General features: G+C 63.2%; 14 protein-coding genes. All 14 read left to right on the forward strand.

The window, feature by feature from the left end; genetic code table 11:
* The first annotated feature begins 5 nt into the window (after nt 1-5).
* The 14 genes from glpK to ISX84_RS03840 all read left to right on the forward strand — a co-directional run bounded on the left by glpK (nt 6) and on the right by ISX84_RS03840 (nt 21407).
* Nucleotides 6-1493 carry a glycerol kinase GlpK gene (gene glpK / locus ISX84_RS03775; protein WP_195818971.1) on the forward strand — a complete coding sequence of 496 codons (1488 nt, stop codon included), beginning with the start codon at nt 6-8 and terminating at the stop codon, nt 1491-1493.
* The gene (locus ISX84_RS03780) at nt 1490-2641 is read left to right on the forward strand and encodes an iron-containing alcohol dehydrogenase (protein WP_195818972.1); all 1152 of its coding nucleotides are present in this window, start codon (nt 1490-1492) and stop codon (nt 2639-2641) included. The genes glpK and ISX84_RS03780 overlap by 4 nt, the downstream gene beginning before the upstream one ends.
* A gap of 174 nt (nt 2642-2815) precedes the next feature.
* Nucleotides 2816-3454: a nucleoside/nucleotide kinase family protein gene (locus ISX84_RS03785; RefSeq protein WP_229884056.1), complete on the forward strand. Its 639-nt coding sequence runs from the start codon at nt 2816-2818 to the stop codon at nt 3452-3454.
* A 206-nt stretch (nt 3455-3660) separates the two neighbouring features.
* Nucleotides 3661-4668, forward strand: coding sequence for a type I glyceraldehyde-3-phosphate dehydrogenase (gap, locus tag ISX84_RS03790; protein WP_195818973.1), 1008 nt, complete (start codon nt 3661-3663; stop codon nt 4666-4668).
* Between the two features lie 39 nt (nt 4669-4707).
* Nucleotides 4708-6513 (forward strand): phosphogluconate dehydratase, encoded by a 1806-nt coding sequence (edd, locus tag ISX84_RS03795; protein WP_195818974.1) that lies wholly within the window; start codon nt 4708-4710, stop codon nt 6511-6513.
* Between the two features lie 14 nt (nt 6514-6527).
* Nucleotides 6528-7169, forward strand: a complete 642-nt coding sequence (gene eda / locus ISX84_RS03800) for a bifunctional 4-hydroxy-2-oxoglutarate aldolase/2-dehydro-3-deoxy-phosphogluconate aldolase (protein WP_195818975.1) — start codon at nt 6528-6530, stop codon at nt 7167-7169.
* A gap of 66 nt (nt 7170-7235) precedes the next feature.
* Nucleotides 7236-8162, forward strand: a complete 927-nt coding sequence (locus ISX84_RS03805) for a carbohydrate kinase family protein (RefSeq protein ID WP_195818976.1) — start codon at nt 7236-7238, stop codon at nt 8160-8162.
* A gap of 96 nt (nt 8163-8258) precedes the next feature.
* Nucleotides 8259-10682, forward strand: coding sequence for a glycogen/starch/alpha-glucan phosphorylase (locus tag ISX84_RS03810; RefSeq protein ID WP_195818977.1), 2424 nt, complete (start codon nt 8259-8261; stop codon nt 10680-10682).
* Between the two features lie 12 nt (nt 10683-10694).
* Nucleotides 10695-12893, forward strand: a complete 2199-nt coding sequence (gene glgB, locus ISX84_RS03815; protein ID WP_195818978.1) for a 1,4-alpha-glucan branching protein GlgB — start codon at nt 10695-10697, stop codon at nt 12891-12893.
* A 47-nt stretch (nt 12894-12940) separates the two neighbouring features.
* Nucleotides 12941-14200, forward strand: a complete 1260-nt coding sequence (gene glgC, locus ISX84_RS03820; protein WP_195818979.1) for a glucose-1-phosphate adenylyltransferase — start codon at nt 12941-12943, stop codon at nt 14198-14200.
* A gap of 1 nt (nt 14201) precedes the next feature.
* Nucleotides 14202-15656 carry a glycogen synthase GlgA gene (glgA, locus tag ISX84_RS03825; RefSeq protein WP_195818980.1) on the forward strand — a complete coding sequence of 485 codons (1455 nt, stop codon included), beginning with the start codon at nt 14202-14204 and terminating at the stop codon, nt 15654-15656.
* Nucleotides 15657-15661: 5 nt separating this feature from the next.
* Nucleotides 15662-17758: a glycogen debranching protein GlgX gene (gene glgX, locus ISX84_RS03830; protein ID WP_195818981.1), complete on the forward strand. Its 2097-nt coding sequence runs from the start codon at nt 15662-15664 to the stop codon at nt 17756-17758.
* Nucleotides 17755-19779, forward strand: a complete 2025-nt coding sequence (gene malQ, locus ISX84_RS03835; protein WP_195818982.1) for a 4-alpha-glucanotransferase — start codon at nt 17755-17757, stop codon at nt 19777-19779. The genes glgX and malQ overlap by 4 nt, the downstream gene beginning before the upstream one ends.
* A complete protein-coding gene (locus ISX84_RS03840; RefSeq protein ID WP_195818983.1) occupies nt 19776-21407 on the forward strand; it encodes an alpha-D-glucose phosphate-specific phosphoglucomutase in 1632 nt (543 codons plus the stop codon). The genes malQ and ISX84_RS03840 overlap by 4 nt, the downstream gene beginning before the upstream one ends.
* The last annotated feature ends 41 nt before the right edge of the window (nt 21408-21448 follow it).

Genomic DNA, 21448 nt, shown 5'->3' on the forward strand with positions numbered 1-21448 from the left:
AACGCATGACCCATATTCTCGCAATCGATCAGGGAACCACATCTTCGCGCGCCATCGTGTTCGATGCGCAGATGAAGATCAGATCCAGCGCGCAGGAAGAGTTCCCGCAGCATTTCCCGAACAGCGGTTGGGTCGAGCATGATCCCGGCGATCTGTGGTCTACGACCGCCGGAACATGCCGCGCGGCCATCGAAAAGGCAGGCCTGGGCCCGGATGACATCGCGGCCATCGGCATTACCAACCAACGCGAGACGGTGGTGGTGTGGGAGAAGGACACTGGCCAGCCCATTCACAACGCAATTGTCTGGCAGGACCGGCGCACGGCTGACTACTGCCGCGAACTGCGGGAGGCCGGGCACGATAAGATGATCACGGAAAAGACCGGCCTGCTGGCCGATCCGTATTTTTCGGGCACCAAGCTCAAGTGGATTCTCGATCACGTCGACGGCGCGCGGGATCGTGCGCGCAAGGGTGAGTTGCTCTTTGGCACGGTTGACAGTTACCTGATCTGGAAGCTGACCGGTGGGGCTGCCCATGTCACCGATGCCACCAATGCAGCGCGCACCTCGCTCTATGACATTCATAAAGGGCGCTGGAGCACGTCGATCTGTGCGCTTTTCGACATCCCCATGGAGATGCTGCCCGAGGTCAAGGATTGCGCGGCTGACTTTGGTATGGCCCGCGCCGACCTGTTCGGGCGTGCCATTCCCATTCTCGGCGTTGCGGGCGATCAGCAGGCGGCGACCATCGGGCAGGCCTGTTTTGAGCCGGGTATGCTGAAGTCCACATACGGTACAGGGTGTTTTGCGCTGCTAAACACGGGAGAGACCGCTGTGACATCGCAGAACCGGCTGCTGACGACGATTGCCTATCAGTTCGATGGCAAGCCCACCTATGCGCTGGAAGGGTCCATTTTCGTGGCCGGGGCGGTCGTTCAGTGGCTGCGTGATGGGCTCAAGATCATCCGCGAAGCAGCCGAGACCCAGCCTTTGGCTGAGAAAGCAGACCCGAACCAGAACGTGGTGCTGGTGCCCGCCTTCGTGGGCTTGGGCGCGCCCTACTGGAATGCGGAGTGTCGCGGCGCAGTCTTTGGCCTCACCCGCAATTCTGGCCCCGAAGAATACGCCAAGGCCGCGCTGGAAAGCGTCGGTTACCAGACCCGTGATCTGCTGGAGGCCATGCAGGCCGATTGGCAGGGAGACGGGGCCGGGGCCACCTTGCGCGTGGATGGCGGCATGTCGGCTTCTGACTGGGCGATGCAGTTTCTCTCCAACATCATCGGCGCGCCGGTAGACCGCCCCGAGGTGCTTGAAACCACGGCACTTGGGGCGGCGTGGCTTGCCGGGCAGCGCGCAGGCATCTACCCGGATATGGCAGGTTTCTCTGACAGCTGGGCGTTGCAGCGGCAGTTCACCCCACAGATGCAGGACGACCTGCGCAGCGAGAAATACGCGGCCTGGAAGCGCGCCGTCGCAGCGACCATGAGCTTTTGAGCGAGACAGCTTTCAGCTTCCTCACAGCCGGGCGGATCGAGTTTGGCCGGGGTGTGTCGGATCAGGCCGCGCAGATCACGCTTGGCTTTGGCAGGCGCATTCTGCTGGTGCGCGGGCGGTCGGTCGCCCGGGTCGATGCCTTGGGGGATGAGATGCGCGCACTTGGCGCGGATGTGGCGGAAATCTTCAGTTCTGGTGAGCCCACGGTGCAGGCGCTGAACGCTGGCCTGACGGCAGGGCGCGAACTGCGGGCCGATGCGGTTTTGGCCGTGGGGGGCGGCGCAGTCATTGACCTTGGCAAGGCCATTGCGGCCCTGCTGCCCGGCGACGGGGCGGTCATGGATCATCTGGAAGGTGTCGGTGGCGCGCGACCGTTGGCCGCCGATCCGCTGCCGATGATTGCCGTGCCCACGACCTCTGGCACCGGGGCGGAAGTCACCAAGAACGCGGTGATCACCGTGCCGGAGGCGGGGCGCAAGGTCAGCCTGCGCGATCCGCGCATGCTGCCCGACGTGGCGCTGGTCGATCCCGCGCTCACTGATCACACCCCGCGCGCGCAGACGCTGGCCTCCGGGCTGGATGCGCTGACGCAGGTGATTGAACCCTATGTCTCGAGCCGCGCCAATCCGCTGACAGATGCGCTCTGCCGCGCGGCCATTCCCAAAGGCGCGCGGGCGCTGGCGCGACTGGCAGAGGCGGAAGACCCGCAGGCGCGCGATGACATGGCTTTTGTCAGCCTTGCTGGCGGGCTGGCGCTGGCCAATGCGGGACTTGGGGCCGTTCACGGTCTGGCCGGTGTTCTGGGCGGCCGGCTGGGCGCGCCGCACGGGTTGATTTGCGGACGGCTGCTGGGGCCGGTGATGGTCGCCAATGGTGCGAGCCTTCGGGCGGCTGGCGAAGTGTCAGAGCGGTTTCAGGACGTTGCAGAGTGGGTGGGTCAGGGCTTTGATCTGGCGCCTGACAGCGTGTTTGAACAGATGCCCGAGCTCTTGGACAGGTGGCAGGTTCAACGGCTGTCGCAGTGGCTGAGCGCTGAAACCGATCTGACGCAGATCGCCGAAGAAGCGGCGGGGGCCTCTTCGATGAAGGCCAATCCATGTGTCTTGCCTGTGTCCGAGCTGGTCGGAATCATGCGTCAGGCAATCTGATATCACTCGGTCAGGGCTGGCCTATCAAAGCTCTGCGGGAAACCCCTCACCCTTTGATTTTTGGGCCGGTCTCTGCATCGCCCGCACAGGCGTCGCGATTTGAAGACTTGCAACCGGCGTGGAAGGCGGCTCTTGATGACTGCAACAAGGGCTGCAATTAAAAAAGAGGACAGTATGAGCCTGACCATGGGCAGCGTGGACACCTTGACAGATCACGTCCTGGCGGCGCCGCGCAAATCAAAGCGCCGGTTGGTCGCGCTTGCCGGCGCGCCGGGCAGCGGAAAATCCACACTGGCGGAAACGCTGGCGCAGGCGCTGACCGCGCGCGGCGCCACGGCGCAGGTCGTGCCGATGGATGGGTTCCATCTCGACAACCGCATCCTGACCGCGCTGGATCTGCTGGACCGCAAAGGCGCGCCCGAGACCTTTGATGTGACCGGTTTTGCCCGGCTGATGCAGGCCCTGGGGTCGGACACGCCGGTGTATTATCCGCTTTTTGACCGCACGCGCGACATCGCCATCGCCGGGGCCGGGCATCTGGAGGATGACTGTGACACTGTGATCGTGGAGGGGAACTACCTGCTGCTGGATGCAGATCACTGGCGGTCGCTGTCGACCTTCTGGGATGTGCGGGTCCGGTTGGAGGTCGACCTGCCCACCCTGCGCCAGCGGCTGATTGATCGCTGGCTCGACGAAGGCCTGACCGAACATGCCGCCATTGCCCGGGCCGAAGGAAACGACCTCAGAAACGCGCAGCTGATACAGTCGCACGCTTTGCCTTGCGACGTGATTTTCGACGCCTCCGTTTCATGAAAGTGAGATGGCGGCATCTTATGCTATGATGCAGCAGGTGGCAGTATCGTGGGCCTGGAACCGCACCACACCGCCGCCTGCTCGAATACCGCGACAAACCGCGCTGAAATCGACCATTGATGTTTACGTCAAAATGTGATCGTTAGCGCTAACAAAGCCCAGTGCGTCGGATCGGCGCGACACAGAATGAATTCTGGAGGAAGAAGATGTCTCACTCAGTTGCAATTAACGGTTTCGGTCGCATCGGTCGCGGTGTGCTGCGGGCCCTTGTGGAGAACCAGATTTCGGATGTCGAAGTGACCGCAATCAACGATCTGTCGACCCCGGAGACACTGGCGCATCTTCTCAAATACGACAGCGTGCATGGTCGCTTTAAGGCGGATGTAGAGGTCAAGGGCGATGCGCTGGTCGTCAATGGCAAGAGCATTCAGGTCACCGCCATTCGCAACCCGGCGGAACTGCCCTGGGACGGTGTCGATGTGGCGATGGAATGCACGGGGCTCTTCACCGCCCGCGAAAAGGCCGCGCAGCATCTGGAAAACGGATCGCGCCGCGTGCTGATTTCGGCGCCGGGCGCGGGTGCGGATCGCACCGTGGTCTATGGTGTGAACCACAAGCATATGACCAAGGATGACATCGTCATTTCCAACGCCTCCTGCACCACGAACTGCCTGGCCCCGGTGGCCTATGTGCTGGACAAGGCCTTTGGTATCAAGACAGGCTACATGACCACGATCCACGCCTATACCGGCGACCAACCCTCCCATGACGCGCCGCACAAAGATCTCTATCGCGGGCGCGCTGCTGCGGTGTCGATGGTGCCGACCTCTACCGGGGCGGCCAAGGCGATCTCGCTGGTGCTGCCGCATCTCGAAGGGCGCCTTGAAGGCTCTGCCATCCGCGTGCCGACGCCGAATGTCTCGCTGGTCGATCTGGCCTTCATGCCTGAAAAGCCTGCGACCAAAGAGGCCATCAATACGGCGATGAAAGAGGCCGCCGAGGGCGAGCTGAAAGGGGTTCTGGCCTACGAGACGGATCCGACCGTTTCCATCGACTACAACCACGACCCGCATTCCTCCAGCTTTGCCGCGCCGCAGACCAGCGTTACCGCAGACGGGCTGGTGCGGGTGGTCAGCTGGTATGACAACGAATGGGGCTTTGCCAACCGGATGATCGACACAGGCCGCAGGCTGGCGGAACTCTCCAAAACCTGACGTGCTGTCTGACCCGTCCAGGGACCGAAAGGAACCGAGATGACACTGAATGACACGATTGCCCGCGTCACCGACCGGATCATCGAGCGGAGCGAAGGACCGCGCGGAGATTATCTTGCGCGGATGAACGCGGCGCGCACAAAGGGACCCGCGCGCGGCCATCTCAGCTGCAGCGGTCAGGCGCATGCCTATGCCGGGGCGGGGCCGGATCAATCCGCGATGGTTACTGAGCAGGCCCCCAATCTGGCCATTGTGACCACCTACAACGACATGCTGTCCGCGCATCAGCCCTTTGAACGTTTCCCGGAACTGATCCGCGAGGCGGCGCGCGCGGTCGGGGCCACGGCGCAGGTGGCGGGCGGTGTGCCAGCCATGTGTGATGGGGTGACCCAGGGCGAACCGGGCATGGAGCTGAGCCTGTTTTCCCGCGATCTGATTGCCATGGCGACCGGCATTGCGATGACGCACAACACCTTTGACGCCGCGGTCTATCTGGGCGTTTGTGATAAAATCGTGCCGGGGCTGATCATCGCAGCGCAGACCTTTGGTCATATCCCGACGGTTTTCCTGCCCGCCGGGCCGATGACCTCCGGCCTGTCGAATGAGGAAAAGAGCCAGGTGCGCCAGAAATTCGCCGCGGGTGAGGTCGGGCGCGACGCGCTGATGCAGGCGGAAATGGCGGCCTATCACGGGCCGGGCACTTGCACCTTCTACGGCACAGCCAACACCAACCAGATGCTGATGGAATTCATGGGCATGCACCTGCCGGGGGCCAGCTTTGTCACCCCGAACACGGAAATGCGCGACGCGCTGACACGGGCGGGGGCACAGCGGGCGCTGGCGCATTCCGATCTGGGTGATGATTATCTTCCGGTGTGCGATGTGCTGGATGAAAAGGCCTTTGTGAACGGTATCATCGGGCTCAATGCCACGGGCGGGTCGACCAATCTGCTGATCCATTTGGTGGCCATGGCGCGCGCAGGCGGCATCATCCTCGACTGGCAGGATTTCTCGGACCTGTCCGAGGTCACGCCGCTGCTGGCGCGGGTCTATCCAAACGGGTTGGCGGATGTGAACCATTTCCATGCCGCTGGCGGTCTGGGCTATATGATCCGCGAGCTGCTGGGCGCGGGGCTGCTGCACCCGGATACCAAAACCGTGGGTGGGGGCGGTCTTGAGGTCTATACGCAGGAACCGAAACTCAGGGGCGGCGATGTTGTCTGGGAAGAGGGCACGGCGCAGAGCCTCAACGAAAGGATTCTGCGTCCGGCGGCGGACCCTTTCCAGCCAACGGGCGGGCTGAAACGTCTCAGCGGGTCGCTGGGCAATGCGGTCATGAAGGTTTCCGCCGTGAAACCCGAACACCAGATCGTCGAGGCCCCGGTGCGCGTCTTCAACGATCAGGAAGAGGTCAAGGCGGCCTGCAAGGCCCGCGAGATCGAAGAGGACACCGTTGTCGTGGTGCGGTTTCAGGGGCCAAAGGCCAACGGCATGCCGGAATTGCACAGTCTGACGCCGGTGTTGAAGAACCTGCAGGCGCGTGGGATCAACGTGGCCCTGGTGACTGACGGGCGGATGTCTGGCGCGTCCGGGTCGGTGCCCTCGGCCATCCATGTCAGCCCCGAAGCGCTGGACGGCGGGGCCATTTCCAAACTGCAGGACGGTGATATCCTGCGGGTCGATGCGGTGAAGGGCGATCTGGAGATCGTCACCCCCGGGGTGCTTGACCGCGACCCTGTCAGGATCAATCTTGGCGCCAATGAATTTGGCCTCGGGCGCGAGCTTTTTGCCCAGTTCCGGCGGTCGGTCGGCACGGCGGACACCGGCGCCAGCGTGCTGTTTTAGGAAAGGACGACCCCATGACCCCGCAAGAGGCGAGCAAACGCGCCCGTGAAATCTGTGCGCTTGCGCCCATCGTGCCTGTGCTGGTGGTGCAGGACAAAGCCCACGCCCGGCCGTTGGCCGAGGCGCTGGTTGCAGGCGGGTTGCCTGCGCTGGAGGTGACCCTGCGCACCCCGGCAGCGCTTGAGGTGATCGCCGAAATGGCGCAGGTGCCCGGCGGCGTTGTCGGTGCCGGCACCCTTGTCACGCCGCAGGACGTCCGCGATGCCAAGGCGGCGGGGGCCACATTCGGCGTGTCCCCGGGGGCCACGGATGCGCTGCTGGAGGCCTGTGAAGCCGAAGACCTGCCACTGCTGGCCGGGGCTGCCACGGCCTCCGAGGCGATGCGCCTCTTTGAGCGCGGCTATGACATGCTCAAGTTTTTCCCGGCCGAGGCATCAGGCGGCGCGCCAGCCCTCAAGGCGATTGGCGCGCCCTTGCCGCAGATCGGGTTCTGCCCCACCGGCGGGGTCAGCCCCTCCAACGCGCAAAGCTATCTGTCGCTGCCCAATGTGGTCTGCGCCGGGGGCAGCTGGGTTGCCCCGAGCGATCTGGTGGTCAAAGGTGACTGGGCGGGGATCGAAGCCCTGGCGCGGGATGCGAGTAAACTCGCGGCATAACGGGTACAGAGGTGTGGCCAAATCGCGGTGCGCCCTTGTGATAAAAGACAATCGGGGAGCAGGAAGATGATTTTATGTTGCGGCGAAGCGCTGATCGACATGATCCCGACGGTCTCCACCGATGGGCAAACCAGCTTTACCCCCCATGCCGGCGGCGCCGTCTTTAACACCGCCATCGCGCTGGGGCGTCTGGGGCAAGACACCGGATTTGTCACCGGCCTGTCGCATGACCTCTTTGGTCAGCAACTGACGCAGGCGCTGGCAGAGAGCCACGTGGACTGCAGCCATGTGATCCACTCCGATCTGCCCACAACGCTGGCCTTTGTGCAGCTTACCGAGGGTCAGGCGCGCTATACCTTCTACGATGAAAACACCGCCGGGCGCAGCCTGACGCCTGATCAGCTGCCGGACCTGCCGGAGGCTGTGACCGCGCTCTATTTCGGCGGTATCAGCCTGATCAGCGAACCCTGTGCGGAGTTCTACGCGGCCCTGGCCGAGCGGGAAGCGGATGGTAGGGTGATCATGATCGACCCCAACATCCGTGCCGCCTTTGTGAAGGACGAGGCCCGGTACCGCGCCCGGCTGGAGCGCATGGTTGCCGTGGCCGATATTGTGAAAGTCTCGGATGAAGACCTCGAATGGATCATGCGGGACGGCGAGACCCTGACCGAAAAGGCACAACTGATTTGCGCCGCCGGACCGCATGTTGTCATCGTGACGCGCGGTGCTGATGGGGCCTCGGCCATCTTTGCGGGTGGCGTCACCGTCGATGTTATGGCGCAGAGAGTGGCCATCGTCGATACCGTTGGCGCAGGCGATACCTTCAACGCGGGCGTTCTGGCCAAACTGGCCGAAGGCGGGTTCCTGTCAAAACAATCGGTGACCCGCATCGGTCCGCAGGAGATCACAGAAGCCCTGGCGCAGGGGGCCGCCGTTGCCGCCGTGACCGTGTCCCGCGCCGGGGCCAATCCGCCCTGGGCCCACGAGCTTTGAGAAAATCGGTGTCGTCCTGCTCCTAAAACCGCTAGAAAAAGAAAACCCCTCGCTTCCGGCGCGTCCCGTGACCGGTGAGCCGAAAAAAGAGACCTGATGTCCGCTATGAGTATCCCCCCTGTTTCCCCGTCAGAATTCAGCGCAGACATCCTGCGCCATCTCAAACACTCGCTGGGCAAGGATGACAGCCATGCCTCGCTCTATGACTGGCGCATGTCGCTGTCGCTGGCCCTGCGGGACCGCGTGGTCGATCCGTGGTTCGAGAGCACGCGCAAGACTTACGAGGCGCGGGGCAAGCGGGTGTATTACCTGTCGATGGAATTCCTTATCGGGCGGCTGATCGAGGATGTCGCGGTGAACCTCGGGCTGGATGCGGTGGCAGAGGCCGCGCTGGCCGATCTGGGTCAGGATTACGCTGCCGTGGTCGCGAATGAACCGGATGCGGCCCTTGGCAACGGCGGGTTGGGGCGTCTGGCGGCCTGTTTCATGGATTCGCTCTCGACGCTGGGCATTCCGGCCTATGGCTATGGCATCCGCTACGAACACGGGCTTTTTGAGCAGCACTTTGAGGATGGGGCGCAAAGGGAGACGGCGGAAACCTGGCTGTCGCAGCGCCACGCGTGGGAATTCGAACGGCCAGAGGTCAGCTATCCCATCGACTTCGGCGGTCATGTCTTTGAAGAGAACGGCAAGACCATCTGGCGCTGCGCAGAAACGGTCATGGCGTCGGCCTATGACACGCCGGTGATCGGCTGGCAGGCACAGTGGGCCAATACCCTGCGCCTTTGGGCCGCGAAACCCACCACCGCCTTTGATCTGGCGAGCTTCAATCGCGGCGACTACATCGCCGCCAGCGCGCCCGAAGCGCTGGCCCGCACGATCAGCCGGGTGCTCTACCCGGATGACACAACGGACATCGGCAAGGAACTGCGGCTCAAGCAGGAATACTTCTTCACCTCCGCCTCGATCCAGGACCTGTTGCGGCGCTTCCTGAGCGAAGGCGGTGATCTGAACGAGTTGCCAGATCACGTCGCCATCCAGCTCAATGACACGCATCCCGCCATCGCGGGCCCGGAACTGGTGCGGCTGCTGATGGACGAACACGGGTTTGACAAGGAGGCCGCGATCAAGACCGCGCGGGGCTGTCTCGCCTATACCAACCACACGCTCCTGCCCGAAGCGCTGGAGCGTTGGCCGGAAGAGCTTTTCATCCGCATCCTGCCGCGTCACCACCAGATCATCCAGATGATCGAAGCCGCGCATCTGTCGGAAACCGGCAGCGCCGTGCGTATTCTGGAGCATGGCGAGGTGAAGATGGGTGAGCTGGCCTTTGTCATGGCGCACCATGTGAACGGGGTCTCGGCGCTGCATTCCGATCTGGTCAAGGAAACCGTCTTTGCCGATCTGCACCGGGATTATCCCGGGCGCATCATCAACCAGACCAACGGGATCACGCCGCGCCGCTGGCTGTATTCCTGCAACCCGCCGCTGCGCAACTTGATCAATGAGACCATCGGCACCTCCTGGCCCAACGACCTGCAGCAACTGGACGGGTTGGCCGCGCATGCGGGTGACCCCGCGTTCCTCGACGCCTTTCAGGCGGCCAAGGACAGCAACAAGGCGCGACTGTCGAACTGGCTCAAAGACCACGGGGGCCACGCGCTGGACCCCGAGGCGATGTTCGACGTCCAGATCAAGCGCATCCACGAGTACAAACGCCAGCTGATGAACCTGCTGGAGACCGTGGCGCTCTGGAATGAGATCCGCGACAATCCCAACGCAGGCTGGACCCCGCGGGTCAAGATTTTCGGCGGCAAGGCGGCCCCCGGCTACGTGGTGGCCAAGCAGATCATCCACCTGATCAACGATGCCGCCAAGGTGATCAACGCCGATCCGGCGACCCGTGATGTGTTGCAGATTGTTTATCCGGAAAACTACAATGTCTCGATGGCGGAAATCCTGATCCCGGCCACGGATTTGTCGGAACAGATATCCACCGCGGGTAAGGAGGCCTCGGGCACCGGCAATATGAAATTCGCCCTGAACGGCGCGCCGACCATTGGCACGCTGGATGGGGCCAATGTCGAGATCCGCGACTGTGTGGGCGCCGATAATTTCTTTCTCTTCGGGCTGACGGCGGCGGAGGTCACCGCGCGCCGGGCAGAGCCCGACTACGCCCGCCGCGCGATCGAGGCCAGCCCGCGTCTGGCGCGGGTGCTGTCGCAGATTGACAGCGGTGTGTTCTCCCCTGGCGACCGGGGGCGGTACGGCGATCTGGTGCAGGGGCTCTGGAACCATGACTACTTCCTCGTGACCTGCGACTTCGACAGCTACTTTGACAGCCAGCGTCAGGTCGATACCGCCTTTGCCGACAAGGCCGGGTGGACCCGGATGGCGGCCCTGAACACCGCCCGCGTCGGCTGGTTCTCCTCCGACCGGACCATCAGCGGCTATGCCCGCGACATCTGGAACGCGCCCAGCCTCATCGCATCAAGAACGTCACGCAAGGATGTGGCCTAGAAAGGAAATCGTTTGGCTCTGACACCGCAGGACGCAGAAGACATCGTTGCAGGCCGTCACGGGGATCCGTTTTCCGTCTTGGGACTGCATCAGGTTGAAGGCAAATGGGTGGTGCGCGCCTTCGTACCCGGCGCACAGAGCATCGAAGCGATTGATCCGAAGACCGGACGCACGATCACCACGCTCCTGCCCTTGGACGGCGCGCAGGGGCTGTTCGAAGGCGCGGCCCCCCGACGCAAGAACCGGTTCACCTATCATCTGAGCGTGACGCGCGACGGTCACCATTGGATCGCCGATGACCCTTACCGGTTCGGACCGGTGATGGGTGAGTGGGACGAATACCTCATCGGCGAAGGCACGCACCGGCAGCTCTGGCATGTGCTGGGCGCCCATGTGAGGGATCATGAAGGCGTGGCCGGCACGCATTTTGCCGTCTGGGCGCCGAATGCGGCGCGGGTGTCGGTTGTGGGGGATTTCAATACTTGGGACGGGCGGCGGCACCTGTTGCGCCGCCGGGGCGCCACCGGGGTTTGGGAGACATTCATCCCCGGCGTCGGCGAGGGGGCCGTCTACAAGTTCGAGGTGCTCGACAGCAATCACCACCTGCTGCCGCAAAAGGCGGATCCGGTGGGGTTCGGCTCGGAACACCCGCCACGCACCGGCTCCGTCGTGCGCCAGATCAACGGGTATGACTGGCCGGACGCGGGCTGGATGACGAAACGCGCGGCCAAGCAGCGCTTTGACCAGCCGATTTCTGTCTACGAGGTGCATCTGGGCTCCTGGCGGCGGGTGCCTGAGGACGGCAACCGTCCGCTGAGCTATCTGGAACATGCCGAGCAGCTGGTGTCCTACGTCAAGGATCTGGGCTTTACCCATATCGAACTGATGCCGATCTCGGAATTTCCTTTTGACGGGTCCTGGGGCTATCAGCCGGTGGGCCTTTTTGCGCCCACGATCCGCCACGGCACACCGGATGAGTTCCGCGCCCTGATCTCGGCCTGCCACGCGGCAGAGATCGGCGTGATCCTCGACTGGGTGCCGGGGCATTTCCCGGAAGATGCGCATGGGCTGGCCAAATTCGACGGCACCGCGCTTTATGAACACGCCGATCCCAAGGAGGGGTTTCACCCCGACTGGAACACGATGGTGTTCAACTATGGGCGTGCCGAGGTCTCCAACTACCTGATCGCCAACGCGCTTTACTGGTTGCAGGAACATCACGTGGACGGGCTGCGGGTCGATGCCGTGGCCTCCATGCTCTACCGCGACTACAGCCGTAAAGAGGGCGAATGGATCCCCAACAAGGACGGCGGGCGCGAGAATCTTGAAGCGATTGCCTTTCTGCAGAAAATGAACACGACCACCTACGGCGAGGTCGAAGGCATCATGACCGTAGCCGAGGAATCGACTGCCTTTCCGGGCGTGAGCGCGCCAACGGATGCAGGCGGTCTGGGGTTCGGGTTCAAATGGAACATGGGCTGGATGAACGACACGCTCAGCTACATGGCCGAGGACCCGGTGCATCGGAAGTTCCACCACTCCAAGATGACCTTTGGGCTGCACTACGCCTTTTCGGAAAATTTCATCCTGCCGCTCAGCCATGACGAGGTGGTGCATGGCAAAGGCTCAATGCTGGACAAGATGCCGGGCGAGGGCCTGGAGAAATTCGCCAATCTGCGCGCCTATTACGGGTTCATGTGGGGCCATCCGGGCAAGAAGCTGATCTTCATGGGCAGCGAGTTTGCGCAAGGGGCAGAATGGAACCACGACAGCAGCCTCGACTGGCACCTGCTGGATGTCGATCTGCACCGGGGCATGCAGACGCTGATACGCGACCTCAACGCGCTCTACCGGGCGCATCCGGCCCTTCACACGCTGGACGCAAAGCCCGAAGGTTTCGAGTGGATCGAGGAAAACAGCGGTGACGAATCCATCTTTGCCTGGGTGCGTCGTGGCACGGGCGACACACCCGCCATGCTGGTGGTGTCCAACTTCACCCCGGTCACCCGGACAGAACGCCGCATCGGCGTGCCGGAACAAGGTCACTGGGGCGAGCGTTTGAACACCAATTCGGAATTCTACGGCGGTGATGGCCGTGGCAACATGGGCGGTGTCCGGAGCGAAGAGATTGCTGCGTCGGGGAGGGCGCAGTCGATCCGGATCACGCTACCACCGCTGACGACTCTCTTCTTCGAAGTGGAGCGTGGCTGACGCCCCGGGAAAAGGGGCGCAAAAAGACAAAAATGGGAGGAAAATCAATGGACCGAGAAACGCAAAGGCTTGCACAGCAGACGATGGCCTTTGTTCTGGCCGGGGGCCGGGGCAGCAGGCTGTACGAGTTGACCGACAGGCGCGCCAAACCCGCGATGTATTTCGGCGGGAAAAGCCGGATCATCGATTTTCCGCTCTCCAATGCGGTGAACTCCGGGATCAGGCGCATCGGCGTGGCCACGCAGTACAAGGCGCACTCGCTGATCCGGCATCTGCAGCGCGGTTGGAGTTTCTTTCGCGCGGAACGCAACGAGTCGCTGGATATCCTGCCCGCCTCGCAGCAGCTCGACAACGAGAACTGGTACAAGGGCACGGCCGACGCGGTCGCCCAGAACAAGGATATCATCGAAGGCTACGGCCCCAAATACATCGTGATCCTTGCAGGCGACCATATCTACAAGCAGGACTATGCGATGATGATCCGCCACCACGTGGAAAGCGGGGCGGATGTGACCGTCGGCTGCATCGAGGTGCCGCGCATGGAGGCCACCGGGTTCGGCGTGATGAAAGTCGATACCGAAGACCGCATCCTGGACTTTGTCGAAAAACCCGCTGATCCGCCCCCGATGCCCGGCCACCCGGATCACGCGCTGGCCAGCATGGGCATTTATGTCTTTGAGACGGAGTATCTTTTCAAGGTGCTGGCCGACTGCGCCGCGCAGCCCGACTACAACCACGATTTCGGCGGCGATGTGATCCCCGAGATCGTCCGCAACGGCAAGGCGGTGGCACACCCCTTCAGCCGCTCCTGCGTACGCTCCAGCCTTGAGAAAAAGGCCTATTGGCGCGATGTCGGAACCGTCGATGCTTTCTGGCAGGCCAACATCGATCTGACGGATTTCACGCCCGAGCTGGATCTCTTCGACAATGAATGGCCGATCTGGACCTATTCGGAGCTCACGGCACCCGCCAAATTCATCCACAACGAGGAAGGTCGCCGTGGCCATGCGGTCTCCTCCATGGTGTCGGGGGGCTGCATCATTTCGGGATCACGGCTGGACCAATGCCTGCTGTTTACTGGTGTGCGCACCCATTCGTTTTCGCAACTGGATGGTGTCGTGGCCCTGCCGTATGTGGAGATCAACCGGAACGCCCAGCTTCGCAATGTGGTGATTGACAGGGGGGTCGTCATCCCGCAAGGCCTCGTTGTGGGCGAGGACGCGGAAGAGGACGCCAGACGGTTCCGACGCACGGCAAACGGCACCTGCCTCATCACCCAACCGATGATCGACAAACTGGACCTCTGACGTGAAAATTCTCTTTGTTGCCTCGGAATGCGCGCCCTTCGTGAAAACCGGCGGGCTGGCGGATGTGATTGGCGCGGTGCCCAAGGCGTTGGCCCCCCTCGGGGTCGATGCCCGGGTGATGCTGCCCGTCTATCCGGCCCTGCAGGCCCTGGCAGCAAAGGGAAAAGAGGTCTGGACCTCGGACGACCTTCACGGCGGACCCGCACGCGTGCTGTCGTGCCAGGCAGAGGGGCTTGATCTGCTGCTGCTCGACGCGCCGCATCTTTTTGATCGTCCGGGCAATATCTATCTGGGCGCGGATGGGCAGGACTGGCCCGATAATGCGCAGCGTTTCGGCGCCCTGTCTTTCGTGGCTGCCGAGGTCGCGGCGGGTGGCCTCACGGATTGGCGCCCTGACGTGGTGCACGCCCATGACTGGCAGGCCGGGCTGGTGCCCGCCTACCTGCGCCAGAAGAACGGCCCCGTGCCGCCCACGGTTCTGACAATCCACAACATCGCGTTTCAGGGGCTTTTCGACCCCTCGCTCATGACCTCGCTTGGCCTGTCCTCTGCGCATTACACACCGGAGGGGATGGAGTATTTTGGACGTATCGGGTTTCTGAAGGCGGGTCTCGCTTTTGCCGACAAGATCACCACCGTCAGCCCCACCTACGCGCGCGAACTCATGCAGCCGGAATTCGGCATGGGGTTGGAGGGGCTGCTCCGGGCGCGAAACGCGGATCTGACCGGTATTCTCAACGGTATCGATCTGGACGCATGGAACCCCGAGACGGATGCCGCGCTGGTGGCTCCTTACTCTGTGAGAAGCCCGAAGAAGAAAGCAAGCAATCGCGCCGAGGTGTTGAAGCGGTTCGATCTGGAAGCTGAGGGGAGTGGTCCGCTCTTTTGCGTGATCAGCCGCCTGACCACGCAAAAAGGGCTCGATCTGTTGCTGGAGGCGCTGCCGATGCTGGTGACGCGCGGCGCGAAACTCGCTGTGCTGGGCAGCGGAGAGAAAGACCTAGAGGCCGGTTTCATGGCCGCCGCGCGCAGCCACCCCGGCGCGGTGGGCGTGATCATCGGGTATGATGAACCGCTGTCGCATCTGATGCAGGGCGGCAGCGATGCAATCCTGATCCCCTCGCGGTTCGAGCCCTGCGGCCTGACCCAGCTGTACGGGCTGCGCTACGGGACGCTGCCGGTTGTGGCGCGCACCGGCGGGCTGGCGGATACGGTTATCGACGCCAATGAGGCCGCGCGCAGTGCCAAATGCGCCACCGGTGTGCAATTCGCGCCGGTCACTGCCCCGGCGCTGGAGCAGGCGATCCTGCGGACCTGCGATCTCTTTGACCAGCCATCGGAATGGGCCGCGATGATGCGCCGCGCGATGCGCCACCCGGTGGGGTGGGATGTCTCGGCGCAGGCGTATAAGGACATCTATGCATCGTTGCTGGATGCACGCACGCTGCAGGATTGACCGCCATGGACCATGACATCACCGCCGGCAGCCCGATGCGCATGGGCGCGCATTTCGATGGTGAAGGCGTCAACTTTGCCGTGTTTTCGGCCCACGCACAGAAAATGGAGCTCTGTCTGTTTGACCCGGCGGGCCAGCGCGAGGTCTCGCGCCTGTCCCTGCCGGAACGCACGGGCAATATCTGGCACGGGTATGTGGCGGGGCTTACGCCCGGCGCGATCTACGGATACCGGGCGCATGGCGCCTATGCGCCGGATCAGGGACACAGGTTCAATCCGCATAAACTGCTGCTCGACCCCTATACCAGGGAGTTGGCAGGGCGATGGGTGAACGACTCCGCGACACTGGGCTATGACGCGGCGGCCCCGACCGGCGATCTGTCCTTTGATCAACGGGATTCAGCGCCCTTCGTGGCGAAATCCGTGGTGTCCGATCCTTCCACCTTTGCGCCCATCACGCACCCCCTGCGCCGGGCGTGGGATGAAACGCTGATCTATGAAACCCACGTCAAAGGCGCGACGCAGCAGCACCCGCAGGTGGCCGACGCCCTGCGTGGCAGCTATGAAGGGCTGGCCTCGGACGCGGTGATTGAGCATCTGCACAAACTGGGCATCACTGCGATCGAGCTTTTGCCGGCGCACGCCTTTCTGAACGACGCCTTCCTGCTGGAGAAAGGTCTGGTCAACTACTGGGGGTACAACACGGTCGGCTTTTTTGCGCCCGAACCCCGATACTTCGGTCCACAGGGGCTGGCAGGTTTTCGCACCATGGTGCGCCGCTTTCACGATGCGGGGATCGAGGTGCTGCTCGACGTGGTCTACAACCACACGGCAGAGGGGGATCATCGCGGTCCCACCTTGTCGTTCCGGGGCCTCGACAATGCATCCTATTACCGGCTGCTCAGCGGTCAGCCGCGGTATTACGTGAACGACACGGGCACCGGCAACACCGTCAATCTGTCCAACCCATATGTGTTGCGCATGGTCATGGACTCCCTGCGCTTCTGGGTGGAGTGCATGGGCATCGACGGGTTCCGCTTTGATCTGGCAACGACCCTTGCGCGGGAAGATCACGGGTTCGACCCGCATGGTGGTTTTCTGGATGCGTTGCGTCAGGACCCGACACTGGCGGGGGTCAAGATGATTGCGGAGCCCTGGGATATCGGGCCGGGTGGCTACAGGTTGGGTCAGTTCCCGCCCAAGTTCGGGGAATGGAACGACGCCTACCGCGATACCGTCCGGCGGTTCTGGAAGGGCGACACTCACAGTGCCCAGGAACTGGGCGCGCGGCTTCTGGGCTCGGCGGGTGAGTTCGACCGGGGCGGACGGCGCGCGTGGTCGTCGGTCAACTTTCTGGCCGCGCACGATGGGTTCACGCTGGCGGATGTCACGCGCTACAACCAGCGCCACAACATGGCAAATCTCGAAGACAATCAGGACGGGCATAACGCCAATTATTCCTACAATTGCGGGGTAGAGGGGCCGAGCGCTGATCCCGCTATCGAGGCCCGACGCCAGCAGCGCCAGCGCAACATGCTGGCCACGCTCTTCCTGTCACAGGGCACGCCGATGGTGCTGGCAGGCGATGAGTTCGGCAATTCGCAGGGTGGCAACAACAACGCCTATTGTCAGGACAATGAAACCGCCTGGCTCGATTGGGATGCGGCAGACCGGGAGATGATCGATTTCGTGGCCGAGCTGTCGGCCTTTCGCGCGCGGCACCCCGCGCTGCGTCAATCGCGGTTTCTGCATGCCGCACAGCGCCCTGCCGATGGGCTACCGGATGTAGTCTGGTCCGATTTCGGCGGCCATCCGCTGAACTGGCGTGACCCGGGGCTGTCGAGCCTCTGCGTCACCTTCCGCTGTTCCGCCGAAGCGGCCACGCAGGTGGCGCATGATGACACCGTCTTTGTGATCTTCAACCGCGCCGAGACGTCTGCGGATGTGTCGGTCCCGGCACCGCCCGCCGGTCGCCAGTGGCGTTATGGCATCGACAGCGCCGGGCAGGTTGTAGCGGGTGCGGCGGTCACCGAAGATCGGATCGCGGTCGCGGGGCCGTCGGTCATGGCCCTGGTTCTGGTACCGGAAGACGCCCCCCTATGACTGCGGATCGGAGCCTTGCGGCGCTCGCCCGCTTTTGCGGCGTATTCGACCGATTTCTCGATCTGGAAGGCGTCATGCGCCCGACCAGTCCGGATACCCAACGGGCCTTGCTGCGGGCAAACGGTCTGGATGTCGGGTCAGACGCCGCCGTGCGCGACACCCTCGCCGCGCTTCAGGCGGAGCAGGAGGAACGTCTGATCCCGCAGGAGATCGTGGTGACCTGCGATACACCGAACGTGCTGCGGTGTGAGGGTGAGGTGGACTGGCACCTGACGTTGGAAGAGACCACGCGCCCCTTCGCCCGAGGCACAATCGATGGCGAGATAGCCCTGCCGCCGCTGCCAGCTGGCGTGCACCACCTGCATATCCAGTCAGGTAAGCGTCGCCAGACCACCACCGTCATCTCCGCCCCGGCGCGCACACCGTCCCTGCAGGAAAGCGCAGGGAAGGAGCATTGCTGGGGTGTGGTGGCACCGCTTTACGGTCTGCAGTCGCGGCGCAATGCGGGGTTGGGCGACTTCGAAGATCTCGCACAGCTGGCCGAGGGGCTGGGCGCACAAGGCGCTGGATTTCTGGGCATCAATCCTGTGCACGCGCTGGGATGGGCTGCGCAGGACACGATCAGCCCCTATTCGCCAAGCCACCGCGGGTTTCTGAACACGGCGCATATCGCGCTGGATCGCTTGGCGGGTCTGCCGGATGCAGGGTCACCGGTCAGGGCAGAGGGCGCGCTGATCGACTACGCAGCACATTCTCAAGCCCATCGCGCCGCCTTGCGGACAGCTTTTGATCGATTTCAAAAGAGCGCGTCGGATGCGGAAAAGGAAGCGCTGACGCGGTTCACGCAAGAGGGCGGCGCGGCGCTGGAGACTTTCGCGCTTTTCGAAGACCTGAGCACCCGTCTGGGGCAGGACTGGCGGCACTGGCCGGAGGAAAAGCGCACGCCCGAGGCGGCGCGCGCCAGCGGGGCAGCATCGGAGACCGGCTTTCACCTCTGGCTGCAATGGGTGGCGGATCACCAATTGCAAGAGGCTCAGAGGCGCGCGCGAAAAGGGGGTATGGCGCTGGGGCTCTACCTCGATCTGGCCGTTGGCGCGCGTCTGGACGGGGCCGAAGCCTGGGCCGCCGCCGACACGCTGGCACAGGGCGTATCGCTGGGCGCGCCACCAGATCACCTCAGCCCGGCGGGACAGAACTGGCAGCTGGCGGCCTATGCGCCCCTTAAACTCGCCGCCCGGAACTACCAGCCCCTGCGGCAGGTGCTGCGACAGGTCCTGCGGCATTGCGGCGTTTTGCGGATCGACCATGCGCTGGGGCTCAACCGCAGCTATTGGATCCCCGAGGATGGCAGCCCGGGGGGATACATCCGGCAGCCGTTTCAATCGCTCATGGCGTTGATTGCGATCGAGGCGCAGCGCGCGGGCGCGGTGATCGTCGGCGAAGATCTCGGGCTGGTCCCCGACGGGTTTCGCGACACCATGGCGGCCAAGGGGTTTTACGGCTACACCGTGCTGCAATATGAGAAAACCAAGGCAGGTCGCTTTCGCAAGGCACAGGACCTGCGCCCCCAGTCACTGGCCTGTTTCGGCACCCATGACACGCCGACGATCCGGGGGTTCTGGACCGGGTGCGACATCGAGTGGTGGCACCGGCTTGACTGGATCGACGATGCAGGCAAAGGCAAAGCGCAAGAAGAACGCAAAGCCGAAAAGGCCGATTTGTTGGGCGTGCCTGACGCGCAGCTGACACAAAGAGATGCCAGTGATCTGCGGGACAAAGTGCATGGTGATCTTGCTCAGGGGCCGGCAGCGCTGGTGGCTGTGCAACTTGATGACGTCTTGGAAGTGGAGGAAGCGCAGAACCTGCCGGGCACGATTGACGCGCACCCAAACTGGCGGCGTAAAATCCCGGTGGACGTCCAGGAGATTGCCACGCAGGATGTGATGAAAAAGACCGCGCAGATTATGGCAGACGCCGGGCGCAGCGGGTTAAAGGTAAAGACGCGAAAGGAATTTCCATGACCATTCAGACCATTTCCAAAGGCCCGTTCGAGGGGCAGAAACCGGGGACCTCCGGTCTGCGCAAGAAAACCCGCGTCTTCATGGAGCCGGGGTATTTGGAATGTTTCGTGCAGGCGACCTTCAACGCTATCGGCGGCGCGGCAGGTAAGAGTTTCGTGATCGGCGGCGACGGGCGGTATTTCAACCGCGAAGCGATCCAGATCATGCTCAAGATGGCGGCGGCAAATGGTGCTGCGCGCGTGATCGTGGGGCAGGGCGGGCTGCTGTCCACGCCGGCGGTGTCCAACCTGATCCGCCAGCGGCAAACCGATGGGGGCTTCGTCCTCTCTGCCAGCCACAATCCGGGTGGGATCGATGCGGATTTCGGCGTGAAATACAATGTCAGCAACGGCGGCCCCGCGCCGGAGGCCATCACGCAGGCGATGTTTGACCAGACGCAGACCATCGACAGCTACCGGATTCTGGAGACGGCCGATATCGATCTCTCCACCTGCGGCACGTCGTCGGTGGACGACATGCAGATCGAGATCGTCGATCCCGTCACCGATTATGCCGCGCTGATGGCAAAGCTCTTTGACTTCGATAAAATCCGCGCGCTCTTTGCGGGCGGTTTCACCATGCGCTTTGACGCCATGCATGCGGTGACCGGCCCCTACGCCACCTCCATTCTGGAAGGGGTCTTGGGCGCCCCGGCGGGCACCGTGATCAACGCCGTGCCCAGTGAGGATTTTGGCGGTGGGCATCCGGACCCCAACCCGGTCTGGGCCAAGGAGCTGATGGATGAGATGATGTCCGACACAGCCCCCGATTTCGGCGCGGCCTCGGACGGCGATGGTGATCGCAACATGATCGTGGGGCGCGGCGTCTATGTGACCCCCTCCGACAGTCTCGCCGTGCTGGCCGCGAACGCGCAGCTGGCGCCCGGATATGCCAGGGGCCTCGCGGGGGTTGCACGTTCGATGCCGACCAGTGCGGCCAGCGACAAGGTCGCCGAACGTCTGGGGCTTGCCTGTTTCGAGACCCCCACGGGCTGGAAGTTCTTTGGCAATCTGCTGGACGCGGGCAAGGTGACGCTCTGCGGGGAAGAGAGTGCGGGCACGGGTTCAGATCACGTGCGCGAGAAAGATGGTCTCTGGGCGGTGCTGTTGTGGCTGAACATCCTGGCGGAGCGCGGTCAGTCGGTTGCCGATATTCTGACCGATCACTGGGCCACCTACGGGCGCAACTATTATTCGCGCCACGATTACGAGGCCGTGCCGACCGAGGCGGCAAATGCCTTGATGCAGGGTGTGCGCGACCGGTTGGGCGCGCTGGCCGGGACCACCATTGCCGGTCTTGAGGTGACGGGTGCGGATGAGTTTTCCTATCACGATCCGGTGGATGGATCGGTCAGCCACAATCAGGGCCTGCGGCTCTGGTTTGCGGGCGAAGGGCGGGCGGTTCTGCGACTCTCGGGCACGGGCACCGAAGGCGCGACCCTGCGGGTCTATCTGGAGCAATATGCGCCGCCCGAGGCGGATCATGGTCTCACACCCGATGTGGCGCTGCGCGCCGTACGCGATGCGGTGGTTGAGATCACCGGCATGCAGGCCCATCTGGGACGGATCGAGCCGGATGTGAAAACGTGATCCCGCCGCGCCTTTCTTGACAGCACGGAAGGGCTGACCGA

The sequence above is a fragment of the Roseobacter sp. MH60115 genome, from assembly GCF_015644665.1.
Taxonomy (GTDB): domain Bacteria; phylum Pseudomonadota; class Alphaproteobacteria; order Rhodobacterales; family Rhodobacteraceae; genus Roseobacter.

Coding starts and splice junctions, on each gene's coding strand:
- ISX84_RS03785 (WP_229884056.1), top strand. CDS start 2,816: ATGAGCCTGACCATGGGCAGCGTGGACACCTTGACAGATCACGTCCTG.
- ISX84_RS03805 (WP_195818976.1), top strand. CDS start 7,236: ATGATTTTATGTTGCGGCGAAGCGCTGATCGACATGATCCCGACGGTC.
- gap (WP_195818973.1), top strand. CDS start 3,661: ATGTCTCACTCAGTTGCAATTAACGGTTTCGGTCGCATCGGTCGCGGT.
- glgC (WP_195818979.1), top strand. CDS start 12,941: ATGGACCGAGAAACGCAAAGGCTTGCACAGCAGACGATGGCCTTTGTT.
- glgX (WP_195818981.1), top strand. CDS start 15,662: ATGGACCATGACATCACCGCCGGCAGCCCGATGCGCATGGGCGCGCAT.
- ISX84_RS03810 (WP_195818977.1), top strand. CDS start 8,259: ATGTCCGCTATGAGTATCCCCCCTGTTTCCCCGTCAGAATTCAGCGCA.
- malQ (WP_195818982.1), top strand. CDS start 17,755: ATGACTGCGGATCGGAGCCTTGCGGCGCTCGCCCGCTTTTGCGGCGTA.
- edd (WP_195818974.1), top strand. CDS start 4,708: ATGACACTGAATGACACGATTGCCCGCGTCACCGACCGGATCATCGAG.
- glpK (WP_195818971.1), top strand. CDS start 6: ATGACCCATATTCTCGCAATCGATCAGGGAACCACATCTTCGCGCGCC.
- eda (WP_195818975.1), top strand. CDS start 6,528: ATGACCCCGCAAGAGGCGAGCAAACGCGCCCGTGAAATCTGTGCGCTT.
- ISX84_RS03840 (WP_195818983.1), top strand. CDS start 19,776: ATGACCATTCAGACCATTTCCAAAGGCCCGTTCGAGGGGCAGAAACCG.